Source organism: Candidatus Nitrosotenuis aquarius, from assembly GCF_002787055.1.
Taxonomy (GTDB): Archaea; Thermoproteota; Nitrososphaeria; order Nitrososphaerales; family Nitrosopumilaceae; genus Nitrosotenuis; species Nitrosotenuis aquarius.
On sequence record NZ_CP024808.1, the window covers coordinates 1433577 to 1450965 of the forward strand.

General features: G+C 43.3%; 27 protein-coding genes. 15 read left to right on the plus strand and 12 right to left on the minus strand.

Translation table 11 applies throughout. The annotated features are described in order from the left end of the window. The first annotated feature begins 6 nt into the window (after positions 1-6). Entirely contained in the window at positions 7-243 is a 237-nt protein-coding gene (locus tag NAQ_RS08310; RefSeq protein ID WP_100183076.1) for a hypothetical protein, read from the plus strand. Here the strand turns inward: NAQ_RS08310 and NAQ_RS08315 are convergent. The 3 genes from NAQ_RS08315 to NAQ_RS08325 are packed head-to-tail and all read right to left on the minus strand — an operon-like array spanning position 240 to position 1462. Continuing rightward, positions 240-890 (minus strand): hypothetical protein, encoded by a 651-nt coding sequence (locus tag NAQ_RS08315; RefSeq protein WP_100183077.1) that lies wholly within the window; start codon positions 888-890, stop codon positions 240-242. The genes NAQ_RS08310 and NAQ_RS08315 overlap by 4 nt on opposite strands. A gap of 57 nt (positions 891-947) precedes the next feature. Further along, positions 948-1127, minus strand: coding sequence for a hypothetical protein (locus tag NAQ_RS08320; RefSeq protein ID WP_100183078.1), 180 nt, complete (start codon positions 1125-1127; stop codon positions 948-950). Next, the gene (locus NAQ_RS08325; protein WP_100183079.1) at positions 1127-1462 is read right to left on the minus strand and encodes an ArsR/SmtB family transcription factor; all 336 of its coding nucleotides are present in this window, start codon (positions 1460-1462) and stop codon (positions 1127-1129) included. The genes NAQ_RS08320 and NAQ_RS08325 overlap by 1 nt, the downstream gene beginning before the upstream one ends. A 106-nt stretch (positions 1463-1568) precedes the next feature. Here NAQ_RS08325 and NAQ_RS08330 point away from each other — a divergent pair, with 106 nt between their 5' ends. Continuing rightward, positions 1569-2816, plus strand: coding sequence for a DUF7482 domain-containing protein (locus NAQ_RS08330; RefSeq protein WP_100183080.1), 1248 nt, complete (start codon positions 1569-1571; stop codon positions 2814-2816). Between the two features lie 10 nt (positions 2817-2826). Here NAQ_RS08330 and NAQ_RS08335 read toward each other — a convergent pair whose 3' ends face one another. Next, positions 2827-3189, minus strand: coding sequence for a hypothetical protein (locus NAQ_RS08335; protein ID WP_162858713.1), 363 nt, complete (start codon positions 3187-3189; stop codon positions 2827-2829). A gap of 277 nt (positions 3190-3466) precedes the next feature. Here NAQ_RS08335 and NAQ_RS08340 point away from each other — a divergent pair, with 277 nt between their 5' ends. Next, positions 3467-4315, plus strand: a complete 849-nt coding sequence (locus tag NAQ_RS08340) for a DsbA family protein (RefSeq protein WP_100183082.1) — start codon at positions 3467-3469, stop codon at positions 4313-4315. Here NAQ_RS08340 and NAQ_RS08345 read toward each other — a convergent pair whose 3' ends face one another. Next, complete coding sequence (locus NAQ_RS08345; protein WP_100183083.1) at positions 4316-5599, minus strand: APC family permease; 1284 nt, start codon at positions 5597-5599, stop codon at positions 4316-4318. 223 nt (positions 5600-5822) lie between these two features. Between NAQ_RS08345 and NAQ_RS08350 the strand changes: the two genes are divergently transcribed. The 3 genes from NAQ_RS08350 to NAQ_RS08360 all read left to right on the plus strand — a co-directional run bounded on the left by NAQ_RS08350 (position 5823) and on the right by NAQ_RS08360 (position 7529). Continuing rightward, positions 5823-6092 (plus strand): hypothetical protein, encoded by a 270-nt coding sequence (locus tag NAQ_RS08350; protein ID WP_100183084.1) that lies wholly within the window; start codon positions 5823-5825, stop codon positions 6090-6092. A 77-nt stretch (positions 6093-6169) separates the two neighbouring features. Continuing rightward, on the plus strand, positions 6170-6610 hold the full coding sequence (locus NAQ_RS08355; RefSeq protein ID WP_100183085.1) for a cupredoxin domain-containing protein: 441 nt from the start codon (positions 6170-6172) through the stop codon (positions 6608-6610). Position 6611: 1 nt separating this feature from the next. Next, positions 6612-7529 (plus strand): malate dehydrogenase, encoded by a 918-nt coding sequence (locus tag NAQ_RS08360; RefSeq protein WP_100183086.1) that lies wholly within the window; start codon positions 6612-6614, stop codon positions 7527-7529. Here NAQ_RS08360 and NAQ_RS08365 read toward each other — a convergent pair. Together NAQ_RS08365 and thsB are read right to left on the minus strand one after the other, a co-directional pair. Next, positions 7526-8341 carry an ATP cone domain-containing protein gene (locus tag NAQ_RS08365; RefSeq protein ID WP_119571117.1) on the minus strand — a complete coding sequence of 272 codons (816 nt, stop codon included), beginning with the start codon at positions 8339-8341 and terminating at the stop codon, positions 7526-7528. The two genes, NAQ_RS08360 and NAQ_RS08365, sit on opposite strands and share 4 nt — an antisense overlap. Next, positions 8342-9979, minus strand: coding sequence for a thermosome subunit beta (gene thsB / locus NAQ_RS08370; RefSeq protein WP_100183087.1), 1638 nt, complete (start codon positions 9977-9979; stop codon positions 8342-8344). Between the two features lie 127 nt (positions 9980-10106). Here thsB and NAQ_RS08375 point away from each other — a divergent pair, with 127 nt between their 5' ends. Both NAQ_RS08375 and NAQ_RS08380 read left to right on the plus strand, forming a co-directional pair. After that, the gene (locus tag NAQ_RS08375; RefSeq protein WP_100183088.1) at positions 10107-10538 is read left to right on the plus strand and encodes a hypothetical protein; all 432 of its coding nucleotides are present in this window, start codon (positions 10107-10109) and stop codon (positions 10536-10538) included. A gap of 58 nt (positions 10539-10596) precedes the next feature. Then, on the plus strand, positions 10597-11280 hold the full coding sequence (locus NAQ_RS08380) for a VIT1/CCC1 transporter family protein (protein WP_100183089.1): 684 nt from the start codon (positions 10597-10599) through the stop codon (positions 11278-11280). Here the strand turns inward: NAQ_RS08380 and NAQ_RS08385 are convergent. Next, entirely contained in the window at positions 11273-11737 is a 465-nt protein-coding gene (locus NAQ_RS08385) for a CBS domain-containing protein (RefSeq protein WP_100183090.1), read from the minus strand. The two genes, NAQ_RS08380 and NAQ_RS08385, sit on opposite strands and share 8 nt — an antisense overlap. Positions 11738-11848: 111 nt before the next feature. Here NAQ_RS08385 and NAQ_RS08390 point away from each other — a divergent pair, with 111 nt between their 5' ends. Both NAQ_RS08390 and NAQ_RS08395 read left to right on the plus strand, forming a co-directional pair. Then, positions 11849-12268, plus strand: a complete 420-nt coding sequence (locus NAQ_RS08390) for a universal stress protein (RefSeq protein WP_100183091.1) — start codon at positions 11849-11851, stop codon at positions 12266-12268. Beyond that, positions 12268-12906: a phosphoribosyltransferase gene (locus tag NAQ_RS08395; RefSeq protein ID WP_100183092.1), complete on the plus strand. Its 639-nt coding sequence runs from the start codon at positions 12268-12270 to the stop codon at positions 12904-12906. Before NAQ_RS08390 ends, NAQ_RS08395 begins: the two co-directional genes overlap by 1 nt. Here the strand turns inward: NAQ_RS08395 and NAQ_RS08400 are convergent. Next, complete coding sequence (locus NAQ_RS08400) at positions 12878-13342, minus strand: universal stress protein (RefSeq protein WP_100183093.1); 465 nt, start codon at positions 13340-13342, stop codon at positions 12878-12880. The two genes, NAQ_RS08395 and NAQ_RS08400, sit on opposite strands and share 29 nt — an antisense overlap. Further along, on the minus strand, positions 13339-13767 hold the full coding sequence (locus NAQ_RS08405; protein ID WP_100183539.1) for a universal stress protein: 429 nt from the start codon (positions 13765-13767) through the stop codon (positions 13339-13341). The genes NAQ_RS08400 and NAQ_RS08405 overlap by 4 nt, the downstream gene beginning before the upstream one ends. Positions 13768-13997: 230 nt before the next feature. Between NAQ_RS08405 and NAQ_RS08410 the strand changes: the two genes are divergently transcribed. Both NAQ_RS08410 and NAQ_RS08415 read left to right on the plus strand, forming a co-directional pair. Continuing rightward, a complete protein-coding gene (locus NAQ_RS08410) occupies positions 13998-14414 on the plus strand; it encodes a universal stress protein (protein WP_100183094.1) in 417 nt (138 codons plus the stop codon). Beyond that, positions 14411-14689: a hypothetical protein gene (locus NAQ_RS08415; RefSeq protein WP_162858714.1), complete on the plus strand. Its 279-nt coding sequence runs from the start codon at positions 14411-14413 to the stop codon at positions 14687-14689. The genes NAQ_RS08410 and NAQ_RS08415 overlap by 4 nt, the downstream gene beginning before the upstream one ends. On the opposite strand, the gene NAQ_RS08420 is transcribed toward NAQ_RS08415, so the two are convergent. Next, positions 14686-15057 (minus strand): hypothetical protein, encoded by a 372-nt coding sequence (locus tag NAQ_RS08420; RefSeq protein ID WP_100183096.1) that lies wholly within the window; start codon positions 15055-15057, stop codon positions 14686-14688. The two genes, NAQ_RS08415 and NAQ_RS08420, sit on opposite strands and share 4 nt — an antisense overlap. Before the next feature lie 120 nt (positions 15058-15177). On the opposite strand from NAQ_RS08420, the gene NAQ_RS08425 reads away from it, so the two are divergent. Beyond that, complete coding sequence (locus NAQ_RS08425; RefSeq protein ID WP_100183097.1) at positions 15178-15612, plus strand: CBS domain-containing protein; 435 nt, start codon at positions 15178-15180, stop codon at positions 15610-15612. Here NAQ_RS08425 and NAQ_RS08430 read toward each other — a convergent pair whose 3' ends face one another. Beyond that, positions 15613-16026 carry a phosphoribosyltransferase gene (locus NAQ_RS08430; protein WP_245871596.1) on the minus strand — a complete coding sequence of 138 codons (414 nt, stop codon included), beginning with the start codon at positions 16024-16026 and terminating at the stop codon, positions 15613-15615. 107 nt (positions 16027-16133) lie between these two features. Between NAQ_RS08430 and NAQ_RS08435 the strand changes: the two genes are divergently transcribed. Both NAQ_RS08435 and NAQ_RS08440 read left to right on the plus strand, forming a co-directional pair. Then, positions 16134-16568, plus strand: a complete 435-nt coding sequence (locus NAQ_RS08435; RefSeq protein WP_245871776.1) for a universal stress protein — start codon at positions 16134-16136, stop codon at positions 16566-16568. Positions 16569-16606: 38 nt separating this feature from the next. Then, positions 16607-17362, plus strand: coding sequence for an SDR family NAD(P)-dependent oxidoreductase (locus NAQ_RS08440; RefSeq protein ID WP_100183100.1), 756 nt, complete (start codon positions 16607-16609; stop codon positions 17360-17362). Positions 17363-17389: the final 27 nt, after the last annotated feature.

Genomic DNA, 17389 nt, shown 5'->3' on the forward strand with positions numbered 1-17389 from the left:
TATACCATGGAAGTAAAACGCAGAAGCGCCTGGTGGTTTTTGCTGCCGATTTTGTTCAATGTCATTGGTGGAGTGATTGCGTATTTTGTAATTAAAGACGATGATCCAAAAAGGGCAAAGAGCTGCCTGTGGCTTGGAATAATACTCACAGCAATTGGAATTGGATTGTTCCTAATCCCACTGGCAATTGGAATATCGCTAATGCCATATGATGACATGTTTTATTCGGATTTTTCGGTCTAGACTACTAGGGTGTAAAAGTTCTCTTCAGTCACACGCAGCCTGTGCAGGGTCTTGTTTTTGACAACAAAGATCTGCTCGTGGCAGTTGAATAGTTCTAGAATATCCTCAATTTTGTTCTGCATTATTGTTTCTGTTAGGGCAATGCAATGAGTTATTCCTGGAACATGTTTTTTGTCGTACCACTCGCAGAACTTGGCTGATTTTTTTATAGAATCATTTGCCAAATCCCCCGTCAGAAATGCAGCAATCAAAAGCTGTTTGTTTTTCTGGGGCTTTATGGAATCAATTATTTTTTTTGCATATTCTGTCGGATTTTGGTAGAATTTTTCGTATGGCTTTATGGTACCATCAAGCCAGTTGTATTTTGCAAGCGTTGTGATGCCTAGATGTTTTGGAGGTCCGCAGCAAATCTTGAACCAATTGGTCTCTGTCAGCTCATTCATCTTTGATAATAGATACTTGAGTGATTCATCATCAGAATATAATATCAGATCGTGTCTGTGGCGCTCTTTGCCTAGCTGAGAAACCCACTTGTCTGCAGCGTCCTTGATTATGGAATTGACTGACATGCCAAGCTGTTCTGATGCGTTAGCGATCTTTGAGTGAACCTCCTCGTCTAGTCCCCTGACTAGTATGTCGCGGGTCAACGGAATTCTTCGCCTCCAGCTGAATATAAAATCGACATTGTATTGTATGATTGCATATTATGACTCCGCCCAGTTTGCCTTGCATACAGGACATGTGGCTCGCAGTCCTCCATACTTTGATTCCCAATATGGATTGATCTCTCTGTTACAAATGGGGCATTCTGCCTTTGCATGGTCTGCTTTGTTTGTGTGTAGGATTTTTTTGCCAAATTTTATTACTAGTTTTAGCTTTTCCATCAGATCATTGCTCTCTCTTTTTCTATCATGGTATTGATCTCCCAAAACATTTCCTCGTTTAACTCAAAGTATGGCGCCACAAAGTAATAGTCGCTGTATCCATGGCCACTGTTCTTTACCAAGTTGTTTTCTTCTAGGATTCTAAGGTGGAAGCGAATTGCCTTATAGTCCAACTCAAAATGATGTGCAAGCTGGTTTGCGTTTGCCAAATTATTTTTGAGATAAATCATTATCTTTCTGCGATTTGCTGCCCCACGGCTATCAGCAAAGAGATACCAGAACCTAGACTTGGTTTCTCTGTCTGCCTTTGTCTGTAGCAGTCGCATGTTTGCCATGAAAATGATATCATGCTAGCATAATATAAGTATTATGATAAATGATATCATGATATCATTTAGATTTGGTACAATCCTTAAATGCCAAACTCCGATCACTTTACCAATGCAAAACGTAAACCGATCTAAACAGATCAAGACAGTATCGGCACTAGTTTTCAGTGTTGCATTGTTGTTTTCGGGCTCTACACTAACAGCAAATGCTGCAGTGCAAGAACTCTTAGACACGTCAGTCCCACTTGATATTCCACTAATCATGGGATATGCAGATGGCAACGAAGTGTTCTATATTACAACAGAGGCATCACATGAGGAAGTAGCTGATCATCTAAGCGAGCTGACAGGATTTAGAGTAGTATACACACCAGCACTCAAAAACACGCCAGCAGATGCTCTTGCACAAATCTACGAGTTTACAAACGGAGTTGAGGGTCCAGGCCCAGCCGGATTCCAGCCAAACGTTGCAGATTCGCAGCCAGGAGACTCACAATATAGCCCTGCATGGTCTGTACTGCATGTGACTTGGACTGATGAAGCCAACGCAAGAGAGCTAACATCGGAAGATGAAATCATTGCAGCGCAACAGGCAGGCGAGCTGTCAATAGAGGAAACCGGAGTAATAGTGAATTGCCCATTCATTCAATGGGAGGGCGGTGCATTACCAATTCGAGAAAATCCAGAACTAGGTGACGACACTCCATATGGTGGTGGCCAAGTCCTAGAAATTGACACAGAAAACATGGTGGTAACATTTGTTGCACATAGGGGATTTGGACCGGACGGCTCTACAATTTACTATATTGCAACCGATGCATCATCGCCAGAGGTAGCAGAGATGCTAGGTGTCATACATGTTGAGAAAATAGGCAAGACCCTGGTGTCTTCTGCGGCATCTGATCTGTATGTTTTCACAAACGGCATTACAGGCACAGGCCCGGCAGGATTTCAGGCAAGCATAGGCTCAACTCAGGAAGGCGACGAGTTCTATTCTCCATTTTGGAGAATCCAGACGGTAACCTGGGTTGACACAGAATCTGCATCGTTTCTGACTACGACAGCAGAAATCACGGAGGCTGCATCAAATGAGAAGCTGACAACTGCGCTTGGCGGATTCATAGTCAACTGTCCGTTTGTAGAGGTAGTGCTAGATTCCATGGAAGATGCCATGGAAGATTCTGTCGATGGACCAGTACTGGCACCACTAAAGCAGATGGAAGAAGGCGTAGAGCCAAGCCAAGTTCAGTGCAACGAAGGCCTACAACTAATGCTCAAAAAATCTAACGGTAACGCAATCTGTGTATCTGAAGGAACTGCGGGAATTCTAATACAGCGCGGATACGCAACACAACCATAATCTCTTTTTTTTATAATGAAATATTCAGGCCTTGGATCTGCTTGATTATCCCGTCATGGTCAGAGTCCACTTCTAGTGAAAATATTAGCAGGCCGTCATCTAGGAATAATGTCACTAGTTTTACCCGTTCTTTTGCAGTAATCATCCAGTTTGTTTTGCCCAACGGGCCGTCAAACATTTCTTCGACTCCTGCCTTGATTGACGCCCAGTAATGCGCCATGTTGCCTAGCTCCGAGTCAAGCAGTGGCGCCTTGGTAGTGTTTCTTGCAAATGCGACTACCTTTTTGTCCTTGATTCTACCCACAAATCTGATGGATTCGTCAAGTGTTAGGATATGATTGCATATTTCCAGTGGACTGTACTGACGATTCAAGTTCTCCCCAAGCTGCAGCCTCAAAAAACTAGATTAAAGCTTTGCCATTAGATTCGAAAATCGAATCCGATTTTGCAAATTTTGTCTGATCTGCGATGTTTGTATGGAATTATTGTTAAGGATTCGATTCAAAACTGTAGGGGAAAAGGAACTGACTGAATAATTCAGCCTTGAACCGAATCAATACTGATTGTATTAAAAATTACTAAAGCGTTTTCCCAAATTAAACCCAGATCTGGAAAAATCATTAAATGCAAAATTTTGATTCTGTAGTACAATGAAAACAATTCTTGCATTTTTCTTGTCGGCTGCATTGATATCGATGATGATTAGCTCGCATGCAAGCGCAATGGAGGCAAAACCATCAGATGCAGAAAAAGTCATGAAAAAAATGACTGACAAGAAAATGGACGACAAAAAAGATACCAAAAAGAAGGAAATCAAAAAAAAGCCAGTCAAGAAAAAGACAACAGAAAAGATGACAGACAAAATGCCGGACAAAAAGAAAATGACAGACAAAAAGATGATGGACAAAAAAATGTCCGACCACAAAATGTCAGAAAAGCCAAAGATGATTGGCGGAGTCGACATCTCCATGGCATCCCCAATTCAGGGCTCAGCTGACGCCAAGCTAACCATAATAGAGTTTGGCGACTATCAATGTCCAAAATGCTATTCCTGGTTTACAAAGGAAAAGCCCACAATTGAGTCGCAATATATCGCGCCTGGCAAGGCAAACCTGATCTTCGTTGACCTGTCGTTTTTGGGCGCAGACTCGGATTCTGCGGTAATTGCATCATACTGCGCAGACGAGCAAGGAAAGTACTGGCAATACCACAACAAACTCTATTCCAGCCAGGGCGGGATCGGAAGCGGATGGGCAAGCACAGAAAACCTGAAGAAATTTGCCACGGATTTGGGACTGGATTCAACACAATTCAATTCCTGCCTAGACTCTGGTAAATACTCGGATAGAATCAAACACAATCTGTCTGTGGCGTCTTCTGCCGGTGCACAAGGCACTCCAACATTTCTAATTGTTGGCCCTAATGGTGAAACCGAGAAAATCTCTGGATCTCAGCCGGCATCCGTGTTTTCTGGCGTAATAGACAAGTATCTGAAATAATCAATTTTCTTTTTTTATTTTGTTGTAGATGAAATAGAATGATGCACCGCTAGCTACTACTCCTAGGCCCATCAGTATAACAAAGGGATCAAACTGAATGATTCCAAGAATCGGAGTTATGATTCCAAGTGCTGCTAATATCGGAAACTTGCCAATATTTCCTGGCGACTTGAACTGTCGATCCGCATTTGGTTCTTTGTAGCGCAGCCAAATCAGAGAGAGATTCACCAAGACAAAGACCATGATTATGGCAAAGACAGAAATGTTTGCAACTGTCCCAATATCTCCAACAAAAACAAATCCCGCAGACAGCGCTCCAATCAAAATCACCGCAACCCACGGCGTCTTTCTTTTTTGGTGAATTGCAGAAAATATTGTAGGCAGCGCCTTGTCCACTGATACGCCGTACAAAATTCTAGACCCTGATACCAGCATTATCAGAACTGTGTTTGTTGTGGCAAAAAGAGCTATGATCAAAATTCCAAAGCCCCACTCTTCCCCCAATGCCGTCTTTATCACATCGGACAGTGGTGCAAATGATGCGTCTAGTGCCTGCCAATCCAATACCCGTACGGCAGAGACTGAGACCAAAATGTACACTATGGCGGTAATGGATATTGCCAAAATTATGGCCCTGGGAAGAACTCTTCTTGGATTTTTTATCTCTTCTGCAATGTTTGCAATGTTTTCAAATCCGATATAGGCAAAAAACACGAGCGTAAATGCGGAAAATATTCCTGAAAATCCATACGGCATCTCAAAATAATCAATTTCTACTCCCGTGATGGTCATGCCTGCCCAAATTACAATGACAAGACCAGCTGCTTCTATTATGGTAAATACAATGTTCATCGATGAGGACTCGCGAATTCCAAAATAATTCACAAATGTCAGTATCCCAATAATTAGAACTGCTGCAAGAACAATTGGAATTTGGAATAATTGTGTAAAGTATCCCCCAAATCCTAGTGCGATTGCCGCGGCCGATATTACTGCAACAAACAGTGTCAGCCAGCCAACCAAAAACGCAACAAAATTGCTCTTAAACGCATTTTTTACAAACAAATATTCCGCAGCTGCCTTTGGATACATTGACGACAATTCTGCATAGCTTAGGCCGGTAAATACCGCAGAAATTGCAGCAAGAACAAATGATAGCCAAACAGAGTTCCCCGCCTCGCCAGCTGCGTCTCCAATTAGCGCGTAGATTCCAGCACCCAGAATGAGGCCCACGCCATACATTGTGGTGTGGAATAGTCCCAGGTGACGCTTTAGCTCGGCCATTGCATTTTTTCAAAATCAAATTGCTTTATGTTTAGTGGATATTCCATTATCAGCACTGAAAATCAGGACCCTCATTAAATAGAAAAAACACTAAACCATACCATTGGAAGGGAGGAGTAGCTGATTCCTGTTTCCCCAATTGCTTTCTTCGCCTTCCTTCCATTCTTGCTTTGCAATGCAGTGTGTACCTAGTTTCTAAATAATTTGCAAGCCAAATCACACCATGAAAGTAACCAAAGTCACAGGACGCGGAACCGGCAAGCGAGAAGCGGATGTCTCATCCCAGAACTGGGCAGGAGACGAATACAGAAAAGCCCAACAAGAAAGACTGGCCAAGATTGGCAAAAACATCACTCTTTCCTTGGGAAGAGGGGACAGAACCATGGCACTCAAAGACCTTCCTGCACCACGGGCACGACCATCCACGGAAGGAATGGTGCGCGTCACAAACAGGGGAACCGGTGCCAGAAAAAGCACAAACAAGGGAAACTAATCCCTTTTCTTATTTTTGAATCTCATTTTTGAAAATTATATCCGCATTACAAATAACATGCTCAAAAAACCATTCCTGTGAGCAGCGAAAAAAGATTTGTAGCGATTGCCCTAATTGTCGCAATTGCGGCATTTGGCGGTATAGTGTTATTTGCAGGCCAGGGAAACGTACGGCACGTCAACATTTTCTTTCCAGAAGAGATCAAGCAAACCCTGGAATTTAGAAACATTGATGGTAAAACAGTAGTTGTTGGTACAATAGGAAACTCTGGCACAAACCCAGATCTGATATCGAGAACGGAATTTGCATACATTTTGACTGTTAAAAATGCCGACACAAAGCCTCACCTATTTTATGTTGACCCAATTGGGATCAAGACCAAGCTGCTCGAGCCAGGCCAGGAAGACACCATTGTACTACAGAGCAACAAGGAAGCCGTCTACCAGTACTATGACATTGCGGAAACAAAGCAACTCCTAGGCACAATTCAGATAAAGCGAGTGGGCCTAACAGAATAAAATGATATCAATAATTGGCGCAGGCAAAGTCGGCTCTGCAATTGCGTTTTTGTGCGGTTCTTCCGGCCTTGATAATATAGTATTAGTAAATAGGAATGAAAAAAGGGCAATAGGCGAGGCTCTGGATATAACAAACGCAATCCCAAAAAATTCCACAATCTCTGTTTTTGGCACGTCGGATTATTCCAAAATTAAAAACTCTGATGTTTGTGTGATTGCGGCAAGCGTTGCACCTCACATCAAGACACGAAGCGATGTAATGCTTGATCAGGCAAAAATGATCACAGACGTTTCTCGCAAAATCTCGGAGTTTGCACCATCATCAAAGGTTCTGGTAGTCACAAACCCTGTGGATGTGATGACGTATCTGGTGCAAAAAAGGGGTAACCTAGCCTCAAAAAATGTTCTTGGCATAGCATCAAGCCTGGACTCTGCAAGATTTAGGTATATGCTGGCAAAAGAGTTTGGCACAGACCAGTCCCAAATAAGAGATGCACTGGTGATGGGCGAGCACGACGATTCCATGGTGCCAATTTTTTCTTGCGCTAAATTTGGCGGCACGCCAGTGAATGATATTTTAGATGAGCAACAAAGGATGAGAATAACTGCATCTGTTAGGTCTTATTGGAAGTCCTTGCGGGACTACAAGGGCAGCTCCGTTTATGGAATTGCAAAAAACACCTTTGATGCCATAGATTCTATGATCAAAAGTCAGCCGCTAGAAATTGCCGCATCTGTATTGCTTGATGGGCAGTATGGCATCAAAGACTTGTGCATGGGAGTCCCAGTCACAATAACCAAAGACGGAATTGCGCAAATTCATGAAATTCCTATTACACAACAAGAAAGAGAGCAATTGCGCAAATCAGCAGGTATCATCCAAAACAACATTACACAAGTAAAAAAATTTCTAAATTAGCTGATTATCTGGTTTGTTAGGCGCTGCATGGCTACCAGCCTTTTGATTGGGAGCCTTGTTTTTTGCGCAAACTCGTAAATGTCGATATCGAGCAGATCCTTTGCTATCATCATGTTGCTTTTTGATAATAATTCCAGCTCCCTTTTGTTTGGGCCCAAAATAGTAACTGGATAGAGCTTTTTTTCCTCAATCATTTTTTCTAGGCCCATCTGCGGTGGAAATCTCCACGAAAGAAGCTTTTGGCCTATGCATGTTGCGTATGTTATTGCCTCAGGCGAAACCTTGGTGTTGCACACAAGCATTTCGCCGTCAAACTTGTCTGCAAGGTCCAAAAATCGTGCGTGGGTGTACAGCGATTCCTTGAGGCCCGTATATCTGCCAGGAAAGTTATGGTACTTGCATTCTGCTAGCCATATTTTCTCATCGCTTGACTCTAGGGATAGATCTACTTCGTGTATGACACATCTTCCTTGGATTTTTGCGCCAACTGATAGAACCTTGTATCCATAGTGCCGCAAGATTTGCCCTATGTAGTATTCAAAGGAAAAGCCTGCAGGGCCTAGCTTCATTATGGATTCCTTTAGGCGGTACCTTTGCTTTATGGCAGGAGTAGCATTCTCTGATAGGAATCGTAATACAATTTTGTAGATCTCCTTTGTGGTCATTCCATAGCGAACCCTAGAGTGAACTTGTCTTGCAATTTGTTTTGCAATTGCCGGATCTGCTCCAGCCCTGATGCATGTTGTTACGACCTTGTTTGGATCAAACTCTGCCTTTTGCCCGTTCGCCTTTGTTATTATGATCTTTTTCAACTAGTACATTCCGGGCGACTGGCCTGGCATCTGTGGTGGAGATGAAGCCCTGGACACTGCCACTACGTTGTCTATTCGCAGAATCATGTTTGCTGTCTCTGTTGCGGATTTGATTACCTGCTCTTTTACCTTGATTGGCTCTAGCACATCGATTTTTTCAATATCGCCAATTACTCCATTTACTGCGTCCACTCCGGCGTATTTTTCCCCGGCACTCTGCTTTGCTCTTAGTTGTGTAATTGCATCTATTGGATTCATGCCGGAATTTCGTGCAAGCGAAATCGGGATTGATTCTAGTGCTTCGGCAAATTTCTCCACTGCAAGCTGCTCCCGTCCGGAAAGCGATTGGGCCCAGACTCGAAGCTTTGTTGCCAAATATGCCTCAGGTGAGCCTCCGCCAGGCACAAAATATGGCCTTTCAATTACGTCCTTTACTACCATTAGCGCGTCGTGGATTGCCCGCTCTACCTCATCTACTACTCGCTGCGAGCCGCCACGGACCAAAAACGTGACTGCCTTTGGGTTCTTGCATCCTTCGATATAGGTCCAGTTGTCCTCTTCGATTTGCTTTTCCTCTACGTTTTGCGCTTGCCCAAGATCCTTTTCTGTTAGGTCATCTACATTTCCAACAATTCTGGCACCTGTTGCCTTTGCAAGCTTGGACATGTCGGATTCCTTGATTCGCCTAACTGCCAGAATTCCTGCCTTTGCCAAATAGTGCTGGACTATGTCGTCAATTCCCTTTTGGCACAACACAACACTTGCACCAATTTTTCTTATTTTTTCCACCATTTCCCTGAGGATTTGGTTTTCTTCCTCCATGAATGATTTTATCTGGTTTGGAGTCGAGATGTTTATTTTTGCCTCAAATTCCGTTTTTTCTATCTCAAGTGGAGCTGATATTAGCGCGATTTTTGCGTTTTGTACTTTTTTTGGCATGTTGTTATTTACAACTTCTTTGTCCAGCACTATTCCGTTGATTAGCTGGCTATCAGAAATAGAGCCGCCTGTCTTTTTTTCCACCTTGACGTTTGTAATGTTTGCCTTGTAGCCGCCGTCCTTCTCCTCCATTATTGATATGACTGCATCGACTACTATCTTTGCCAGATCAGCTGCTTCTACTGCAACCAGCTTTGTGAGCATCGAGGTTCGAGCAACTTTTTCAAATGTCTGTTTATCGGAAATGTCTACTTTTTTTGCAATTTCTCCCAAAAACGAGATTGCCTTTTTTGCAGCCTTTTTGTAGCCGTCCGCAATGATTACTGGGTGAATGTCATTGTCAATTAGGCCCTCTGCCTTCTCTAGCAAAGCACCTGCAATCACTACTGCCGAAGTCGTGCCGTCACCTACCTCGGAATCAGTTGCCTTTGCAACCTCTACCATCATTTTTGCAGCCGGATGCTGTACATCGATTTCCTTGAGAATGGTCGCACCATCATTTGTAATGGTGATATCGCCAATGGAATCAACCAACATCTTGTCCATGCCTCTTGGGCCAAGGCTGGATGCGATGATTTCTGCTACAAGCTTGGCTGCGTTTATGTTGTTTTTTTGAGCGTCTTTACCTCTGGACTGCTTGGAGCCCTCCTTTAGGACTATTACTGGGATTCCCTCAGATGTTGTCTGAATTGAGGACATGGCCGATAGTGTTGCAAAAATCGTATTTATGGAATAACGACAAATCTCAGACTTGATAATTTGGTGGGATTATCAGAACTGAAAATCATGTATTGTCTGTATATAGATAAATGAGAATCTCTGATTCATGGCAAGCCAAGCAATATGGATTGGTATAGTAGTCGGAGTTTTCTTTGCAGGGCTAGGAGTTGGATATGCGGTATTTCAGTCCAGTCCTGGAAATGTGACGCTGACTCGCCAACAAATGATGTCGCAAATGATGTCAGATCCTGCAGCCATGAATGATTGGATGAACCAAATGATGGCAAATCCTCAGGCAATGCAGAAAATGCATGACACCATGATGAACAATCCAGAACACATGCAGCAAATGCATCAAATGATGATGAATGATCCTACCCACATGCAAAACATGATGGGCCAAATGATGATGGATCCTGCAACAGTAAACCAAATGCACCAAATGATGTTACAAGACCCACAACACATGCAGCAAATGATGGGTATGATGAACATGACTAGCATGATGGGTCAAGGCAAAATGATGATGGGCCAGTAGATTATCATTTTTGATTTTTTTCTATTTCTTATTAACTTGATTCTGGTTGTATTGTATTATGAAGTGGCACTTTGAGGATTTCATTTATGGTTCATTTGATGGCTCGGTAACCACGTTTGCCATTGTAGCAGGCGCAATCGGAGCGTCGCTATCGCCAATGATCGTGGTTATTCTGGGCTTTGCCAATTTGTTTGCGGATGGGTTTTCAATGGCAGTCGGCAATTATCAAGCATCAAAAGCGCGAATAGAATACATCCAAAAAGAACGGGCGCGCGAGGAATGGGAAATAGACAACATGGAAGAAACAGAACGCCAAGAAATCCGAGACATTTATGCAAAAAAGGGGTTCACTGCAGAACTATTAGAGGAAATAGTTAAGGTGATCACTGCAAGAAGAAAAGTCTGGGTTGATACCATGATGAAAGAAGAATTAGGCCTAATAGAAGACGGAAGAAGACCGCTTGACACTGCAGCAAGCACCATGTTTGGCTTTGTAATAATTGGAATAATCCCACTGATCCCGTTTTTGTTCATTTATCTTGCCGGGGCACATCTGAATTCTGAGATCTTTGCCTATTCTGTCATATCAACCAGTGTGGCATTTTTCCTAATTGGCGTAATCAAGGGAAGAATTGTCAAAAAATCACTAATACGATCAGGCCTTGTGACATTGCTTGTTGGCGGAATTGCAGCAACTGCTGCATATTTGGTAGGAAACCTGCTTGCTCATCTAATTAGCTAGATTCGCTACTCTCATCAAAGATCTTGGTCAATGCATGAAAGTACATCTTTCTTGTGTCTTCTCTGTTGCAAACCGTGTACAATTTTACAAAGTCAGACGCACTAACAATCCCAAGCAGCTCGTCTTCGTCCAGTACTGGCAGTCTTCGTATCTTTCTTGAATACATCAGATCGGCCGCAGTCCAGACCTCGTCGTCTGACCTTATGTGAATCAAAGGCGACGACATGACCTGCTTTACCTTGGTGTGAATTGGATATGCGTGGGCAGCTATCGTGATTGCAAAGTCCCTGTCAGTCATTATCCCAACTGGGATGTTTTTTTCGGTAACTATTACCGAGCCGACCTTTGCCTTTTCCATCATTTTGGCAGCCTCATTTACCGTGGAAGAAGAATCTACCGTTATCAGGGACTTTGTCATGATGTCCTTGACTAGGATTGTGGGCTGGGTTTGCGCCATGGTTCTGCATGGAAAATCCGATATATCACATTCATGCGAATTATCAAAGCTGAAAATCAATTTCGAAAATCACTACATATCTTTAATTTGGATTAGTGCAGATGTGGTGTAGTGAAGCACAAAAACATTCTAGTGGCACTGGATGGCTCAAAGCCGTCGTTTGCTGCACTAGATCAGGCAATTTATCTAGCAAGGCAAAACCAGGGAACGGTTACCGGCGTATTTGTAATTCCGCTATTTTCTGTCAATGTTGCAAGGCCCAAGTCCAAGCTTGGGGCTGCCCTTGCATCTGCAGGAAAAAAAGTACTCGAGCACGCAAAATTTAGGTGCGCAACAAACGGAGTCTTGTTCCGAGAAAAAATTCTCTGCGGAAACGAGGGATTCAAGCTGGTCAATTTTGCCAAAAGCAACAAGGCTGATCTCATAATAATGGGCTCGCGAGGGCAAAGCAACGCGCGTGAGTTTGTGCTGGGAAGCGTATCGCATTATGTGTCGCAAAAATCCCCGATCCCGGTCTTGATCGTAAAGTAATGTTTCATGACAGAATCCATGCAGCAAAACTATTGGCTCAAAAACTGCTCTTTCTCCAAAACACCAACTCTGTAATACTTGCAATTCCCCGGGGTGGTGTCATAGTCGGCGCCGAGCTTGCAAAAATTCTTGGCATTCCACTGGATGTCATAATATCCAAGAAAATCACACCACCTAGCTATCCAGAATACGCAATTGGCGCAATCACGTATGATGGGATGATGTACTTTGGGCATGAGTGGGAGCGATACCGATCAGAGCCTAGGTTCCAAGAGGAAATCCAAAAAAAGAAGCAAGAGGTGATGCGGCAAATCTTGGCATATCGGGGCCACACAAAATACGACCTTGCAGAAAAAACAGTCATACTAGTAGATGACGGCATTGCGACAGGTGCCACAGCCTGCGCCATTTTACAGTGGCTACAAAAATCAGCAACGCAAATCATACTTGCAACGCCGGTAATTCCCTATGTCACATCAGAGATAATCAAAAGATTCGGAGTGCAAATAATATCTCTAGAGACGCCTATGGAGTTCTCATCTGTGGGACAGTTTTATCGCAAATTCGACCAAGTGCCGGATGCTATAGTGCAAAATATTTTAAAAAAATTCAGCGCACAATCAAAACAGGGCAGCTAGCATTCTCAGAAATTTTGCGGCTAACACTTCCAAGTGACTTTATCTTGGCAACTCCGTGCAGTCCTTGGCTGCCTATGACAATCAAGTCGGCTGATTTTTTTCTTGCCACACCTAGGATCTCCTGTGAAATGTTTCCGCTAACTAGGATTTTTGAAAAAGCACGAACGCCAATCTTGTCGCAGTATTTTATTTGCTCTACATGTTCTTTTTCCATCTGGATTTTTGCAGATGTTATCAGTCTTTTTTGCAGTGTTCCATGCGATGCCTCCTTTACTAGGCCCAATAATGCGCCTGGTGGAACAACATTCTGCGTTGTTATAATGCTACAAAGATAGATTATCGCGTCGCTTGACTTTGCTATCTGTGCTGCATGCGCCAGTGCCTTTTTGGAATGTTTAGAGCCGTCATATGGCACCAGAATTCTCTGGTATATCATTTTACCAATAATACTGGAATCTGGGATTTGTGCAAGACTGCGTTTGAAACGCTGCCTAGGAACAATTCCTTTACCCGTCCCTTTCCGCGCGCCCCAATCACAATTAGATCAATTTTCTTCTTTTTTGAAACTGCAATTATTTGCTCTACTGGACTGCCGTACAATATGGCATATGAAAAAAGAATCCCGTGCTTTGCCGCTCGATATTTTGCCTTTTCCAAAAACAATCCGGCTTCCTTTTTCTGGTAAATCTTGTATGGTGCTACTGCCGGCATGAATTCTGCTGGTAGAAACGGAATCACGTTTAGGCCCAATATGGTGGCATGTGTTGCCCGCGCAACCTCGATTGCCTCATCTAGTGCTTTTTCCGAGGTCTTTGAGCCGTCCATTGGAACAAGAATTCGCTTGATCTGATTTTTTATCATGATGTGTGATTTTGGCTTTTTTAATTTAAACGTCTTGTTTTGATTATCAAAAATGAATCTGATTATCACACATGATAATTGTGATCCGCCTTAACTTGATCTGTTGCGGTATTATAGTACAAGACCTGCTTGTATGGACGGAAATGCAAGACAGTGACGGTGCTTTCTCGTCTTTCTCAGTTGTAATAATCTAAAAAATCGTTAAATGCATTTTTTGACATCCTTGTTTTATGTTTGCAAAAATCCTAGTGTGCATTGACGGATCCAAATACTCACTCAAGGCAGTAAAAATTGCGTGCGAGCTGGCAAAAAAGCACAATTCAACACTTTCGATAATCTATGTGGTGGACAAGACGGCAAAATCCAGCGTTCTGGCAGGCTCTGAGTACACCAAAATTCTGCGAAAATACGCACAAGAAGCGCTGGAAAAGGCATACCAGACCGCACTTTTGCATGGAGTCCAGCCAAATGTAGTTACCAAGGAAGGCAATGTCGCAAACGAGATAATCCAGTACTCCAAAACAACAAGGGCTGATCTGATTGTGGTTGGCAGCAAGGGGCTTGGCGCAGTACTCCGATTCGTGCTTGGAAGCATATCCTCAAAGATTGCGCAACACTCGCTTTGCTCGGTTTTGATAGTAAAATGAGCATGCATCATGGCGCAAGCTGTGTTTTCTGTGACAATCCCAAGTTTTTGTATGCTGACAAATCCCAGTGGATGCGGCACCTGGCAGGCCATCGAGAAAAAATCATTGCGCACATAGTGGATAATTTTGAGCGGTGCCCGCTTGGTGCATACCCGAGATTGATCCAAAACAAAACGGAATATGCAGGACATTTGAAATGGTCGCACCAAAAGCGAGAGCTGCTAGAGTGGGCTTACAAAAACTTGATAGAAAATCAGATCTCGGTTCTGCCCTAGCTTAGCCTTTTGTATATTGTCTTGAATTCCTCTGCCAGGGTGTATGCTAGGTTTTGGAGGTGGGTTATCTCTATCATGCTTGATTTTCCTCGGGCAATCTGCCTGATTAGGGTCATGCACTGGTGAATTTTGTTGTGGCTGTCCTCCGTGGTGTCGTTTGGGCCTTCGGGCGTTGTTATGACTCTAAAGCACTCATTAAAGTCCAAACAAAACTTGAGAATTATCTGCTCCCAGCTTGGCGACGTGGTTGGAATTCCCATTCCCTTTGCCAGCTCCTTGAACTCGTTGCTCCTGTCTATTAGGAGCATGTCCAGTGATTCCTTTGCCTTTTTTGCCTCAAATTCGTGGAGATTTTCCAGTATTCCCAACTTTAGTGGTTATGCAACATTACTATTTAACAGATCAGAGAAAAACCAAACCTGATTCTGCGAATTCAGTTCTGATAATCATGTTCTGATCTTTTAAGTGACATTCTAGAATTTTTACACATGACCGAACTGGTTCGAGACGTGATGAAAAAAAACGTCATCTCTATTGATTCCTCCATGACTGTTCAGGATGCTGCAAAAATGATGGATGACGCGTCAATTGGAGCAATAGTTGTACTGGAAAACGGAATTGTTACCGGGATCATAACAGAGCGCGACATGACTAGGAGGGTAGTTGCAAAGGGAAAACAATACACTACTAGCGTCAAGGATGTAATGTCTTCTCCTGTCGTGGTGGTAAATCCGGATGACTCTGTCTGGGAGGCCGCTCAGCTTATGAGGACCAGAAAAATTCACCGAATGCCGGCTGTTCAAAACAACATTCTGGTTGGAATGATCACGACATCTGACATTGTCAGATTGTGCAGTGTTGGCTCTGATTCGGAAATGCGAAGAATAACTGAACAAATACTGTTGCGAATGAAGCCGCAGTAACTAGTGTGCCTCATAGGGCATTCCGTGCTCAAATCTGTCCCACGGATACACAATGTATTCCGTGTCTCGCGTCAGCTCTGCATAGACTAGCTGCTTTGGGTAGCTGTCTTTTCTTCTTGCGTATATGGTAGCAAAGACCAACTCGTCCGGGTTTTCTGCCCTCTGTATTATTTTTCTAAATGTCTCGCCGGAATCGTAGATGTCGTCTACAAAAAGCGATTCTTCTGGTATTGACTCGCCATCGACTAGGATCTGCTTTATTCCTAGTCTATCTGCTACCAGCCTTGCCGGAACTAGGCCGCCCCTGCTAATTGTGGAGATTGTCTTGAATTTTTTTCCCTGTAGCTTTGTTACTAGCTTTGTGGTTGCTGATTCTATCTCGCTCCAGTTCTTGTAGTCGTATACTTTGCCCAATGAATGTAATTTGCATAATATCATTATGACCTTGTCGGTTAATTCTCAGGACTGAAATTCATGCCTGATAATCTTGCCTGCGGTTTATGTAATTTTGATTGGGACTTGTGGTGTTGTTTGCACCAAAGAAAATCCTGGCTCCGCTTGACGGCTCTGATAACTCGTTTAGGTCGCTAGATGCGGCAATATTTCTTGCAAAAAAGTCTGAAGCCGAACTCGTCATAATGTATTCAGTCTCTGTCTTTCCAAGCATAGAGGTCCAGACGGTAGACCCGATCAAGTGCCAAATCGAGGAGCGAAGATTTGCCGAGTCCATGCTAAAAAAGGCAGAACTAGTCTGCAGAAAAAACAACGTCTATCCAAGCAAAATCATTGCAAACGGGACGCCTGGCTATATGATACTAAAATACGCCAAAAGCAACAAAATTGATCTCATAGTTATTGGATCGCGCGGGCGTAGTGCAGTAAGGGAGGTCTTTTTGGGAAGCGTGTCAAACTATGTCTTGCACAAATCCCCAGTTCCGGTGCTGGTAGTCAAGTGAGCACAACTGATTTAAGATAATTTGGTGTAGATAAAATCATGAAACTCAAAAACAAAATCGCAATAATTACCGGCGCATCAAGCGACATTGGCGCAGACATGTCCAAAAGATTTGCAGAAGAAGGCGCCACAGTTGTAATGCTTGGGCGCAACCTGCAATCCCTGGAAAAAGCCCGCGCCTCAATTAAGGGAAATGCAGTCTCCATGGCGTGCGATATTATGAACAATTCTCAAGTGCTAAGCACAATAGATCAAGTGGTGGGCAAGTACGGCAAAATCGACATACTAGTGAATAATGCCGCAAAAATAAACGACGCAATTCACTTCCATGAGATGAAGGACTCGGACATTTCCGATCTGGTAAACACAAACATCCTGGGAACACTGAACATCACAAAAGCAGTCATATCCAAAATGCTTGACAACAAAAACGGCACTATCATAAATATTGGATCAATATCCAGTGAGCGCGCAATACCGCGGGTTCACCTGGCCGTATATTCAGCTACCAAGGCAGCAATCTCCATGTTCACAAAATCCATTGCAGTCGAATATGCAAGAAGAAACATCAGGTGCAATTGCCTAAACCTTGGAATCATAAACGCAGGCATGATCAAACCGTACCTTGATGACCCGCAGGCACGCAAGGTGCTCGAGGAGCGACAACCGCTAAACAAAATTGGTGATCCGGAAGACGTCTCAAAAGCCGCAATATTTCTGGCATCGGATGACGCCAAGTGGATTACTGGAACCGTACTGAACATAGACGGCGGAAAATCAGCATCTGAGGGATAGTAATTATCAGAGCTGAATTTCAGCTTT

Bases quoted from the DNA above. Each gene is read 5' to 3' on its own strand.
- thsB (WP_100183087.1), bottom strand. From the start codon at position 9,979: ATGTCCTCAATTCAGACAACATCTGAGGGAATCCCAGTAATAGTCCTA.
- NAQ_RS08405 (WP_100183539.1), bottom strand. From the start codon at position 13,767: ATGATAAAAAATCAGATCAAGCGAATTCTTGTTCCAATGGACGGCTCA.
- NAQ_RS08340 (WP_100183082.1), top strand. From the start codon at position 3,467: ATGAAAACAATTCTTGCATTTTTCTTGTCGGCTGCATTGATATCGATG.
- NAQ_RS08385 (WP_100183090.1), bottom strand. From the start codon at position 11,737: ATGGCGCAAACCCAGCCCACAATCCTAGTCAAGGACATCATGACAAAG.
- NAQ_RS08425 (WP_100183097.1), top strand. From the start codon at position 15,178: ATGACCGAACTGGTTCGAGACGTGATGAAAAAAAACGTCATCTCTATT.
- NAQ_RS08330 (WP_100183080.1), top strand. From the start codon at position 1,569: ATGCAAAACGTAAACCGATCTAAACAGATCAAGACAGTATCGGCACTA.
- NAQ_RS08375 (WP_100183088.1), top strand. From the start codon at position 10,107: ATGGCAAGCCAAGCAATATGGATTGGTATAGTAGTCGGAGTTTTCTTT.
- NAQ_RS08345 (WP_100183083.1), bottom strand. From the start codon at position 5,599: ATGGCCGAGCTAAAGCGTCACCTGGGACTATTCCACACCACAATGTAT.
- NAQ_RS08325 (WP_100183079.1), bottom strand. From the start codon at position 1,462: ATGGCAAACATGCGACTGCTACAGACAAAGGCAGACAGAGAAACCAAG.
- NAQ_RS08350 (WP_100183084.1), top strand. From the start codon at position 5,823: ATGAAAGTAACCAAAGTCACAGGACGCGGAACCGGCAAGCGAGAAGCG.
- NAQ_RS08360 (WP_100183086.1), top strand. From the start codon at position 6,612: ATGATATCAATAATTGGCGCAGGCAAAGTCGGCTCTGCAATTGCGTTT.
- NAQ_RS08380 (WP_100183089.1), top strand. From the start codon at position 10,597: ATGAAGTGGCACTTTGAGGATTTCATTTATGGTTCATTTGATGGCTCG.
- NAQ_RS08415 (WP_162858714.1), top strand. From the start codon at position 14,411: ATGAGCATGCATCATGGCGCAAGCTGTGTTTTCTGTGACAATCCCAAG.
- NAQ_RS08320 (WP_100183078.1), bottom strand. From the start codon at position 1,127: ATGGAAAAGCTAAAACTAGTAATAAAATTTGGCAAAAAAATCCTACAC.
- NAQ_RS08395 (WP_100183092.1), top strand. From the start codon at position 12,268: ATGTTTCATGACAGAATCCATGCAGCAAAACTATTGGCTCAAAAACTG.
- NAQ_RS08410 (WP_100183094.1), top strand. From the start codon at position 13,998: ATGTTTGCAAAAATCCTAGTGTGCATTGACGGATCCAAATACTCACTC.
- NAQ_RS08400 (WP_100183093.1), bottom strand. From the start codon at position 13,342: ATGATATACCAGAGAATTCTGGTGCCATATGACGGCTCTAAACATTCC.
- NAQ_RS08440 (WP_100183100.1), top strand. From the start codon at position 16,607: ATGAAACTCAAAAACAAAATCGCAATAATTACCGGCGCATCAAGCGAC.
- NAQ_RS08310 (WP_100183076.1), top strand. From the start codon at position 7: ATGGAAGTAAAACGCAGAAGCGCCTGGTGGTTTTTGCTGCCGATTTTG.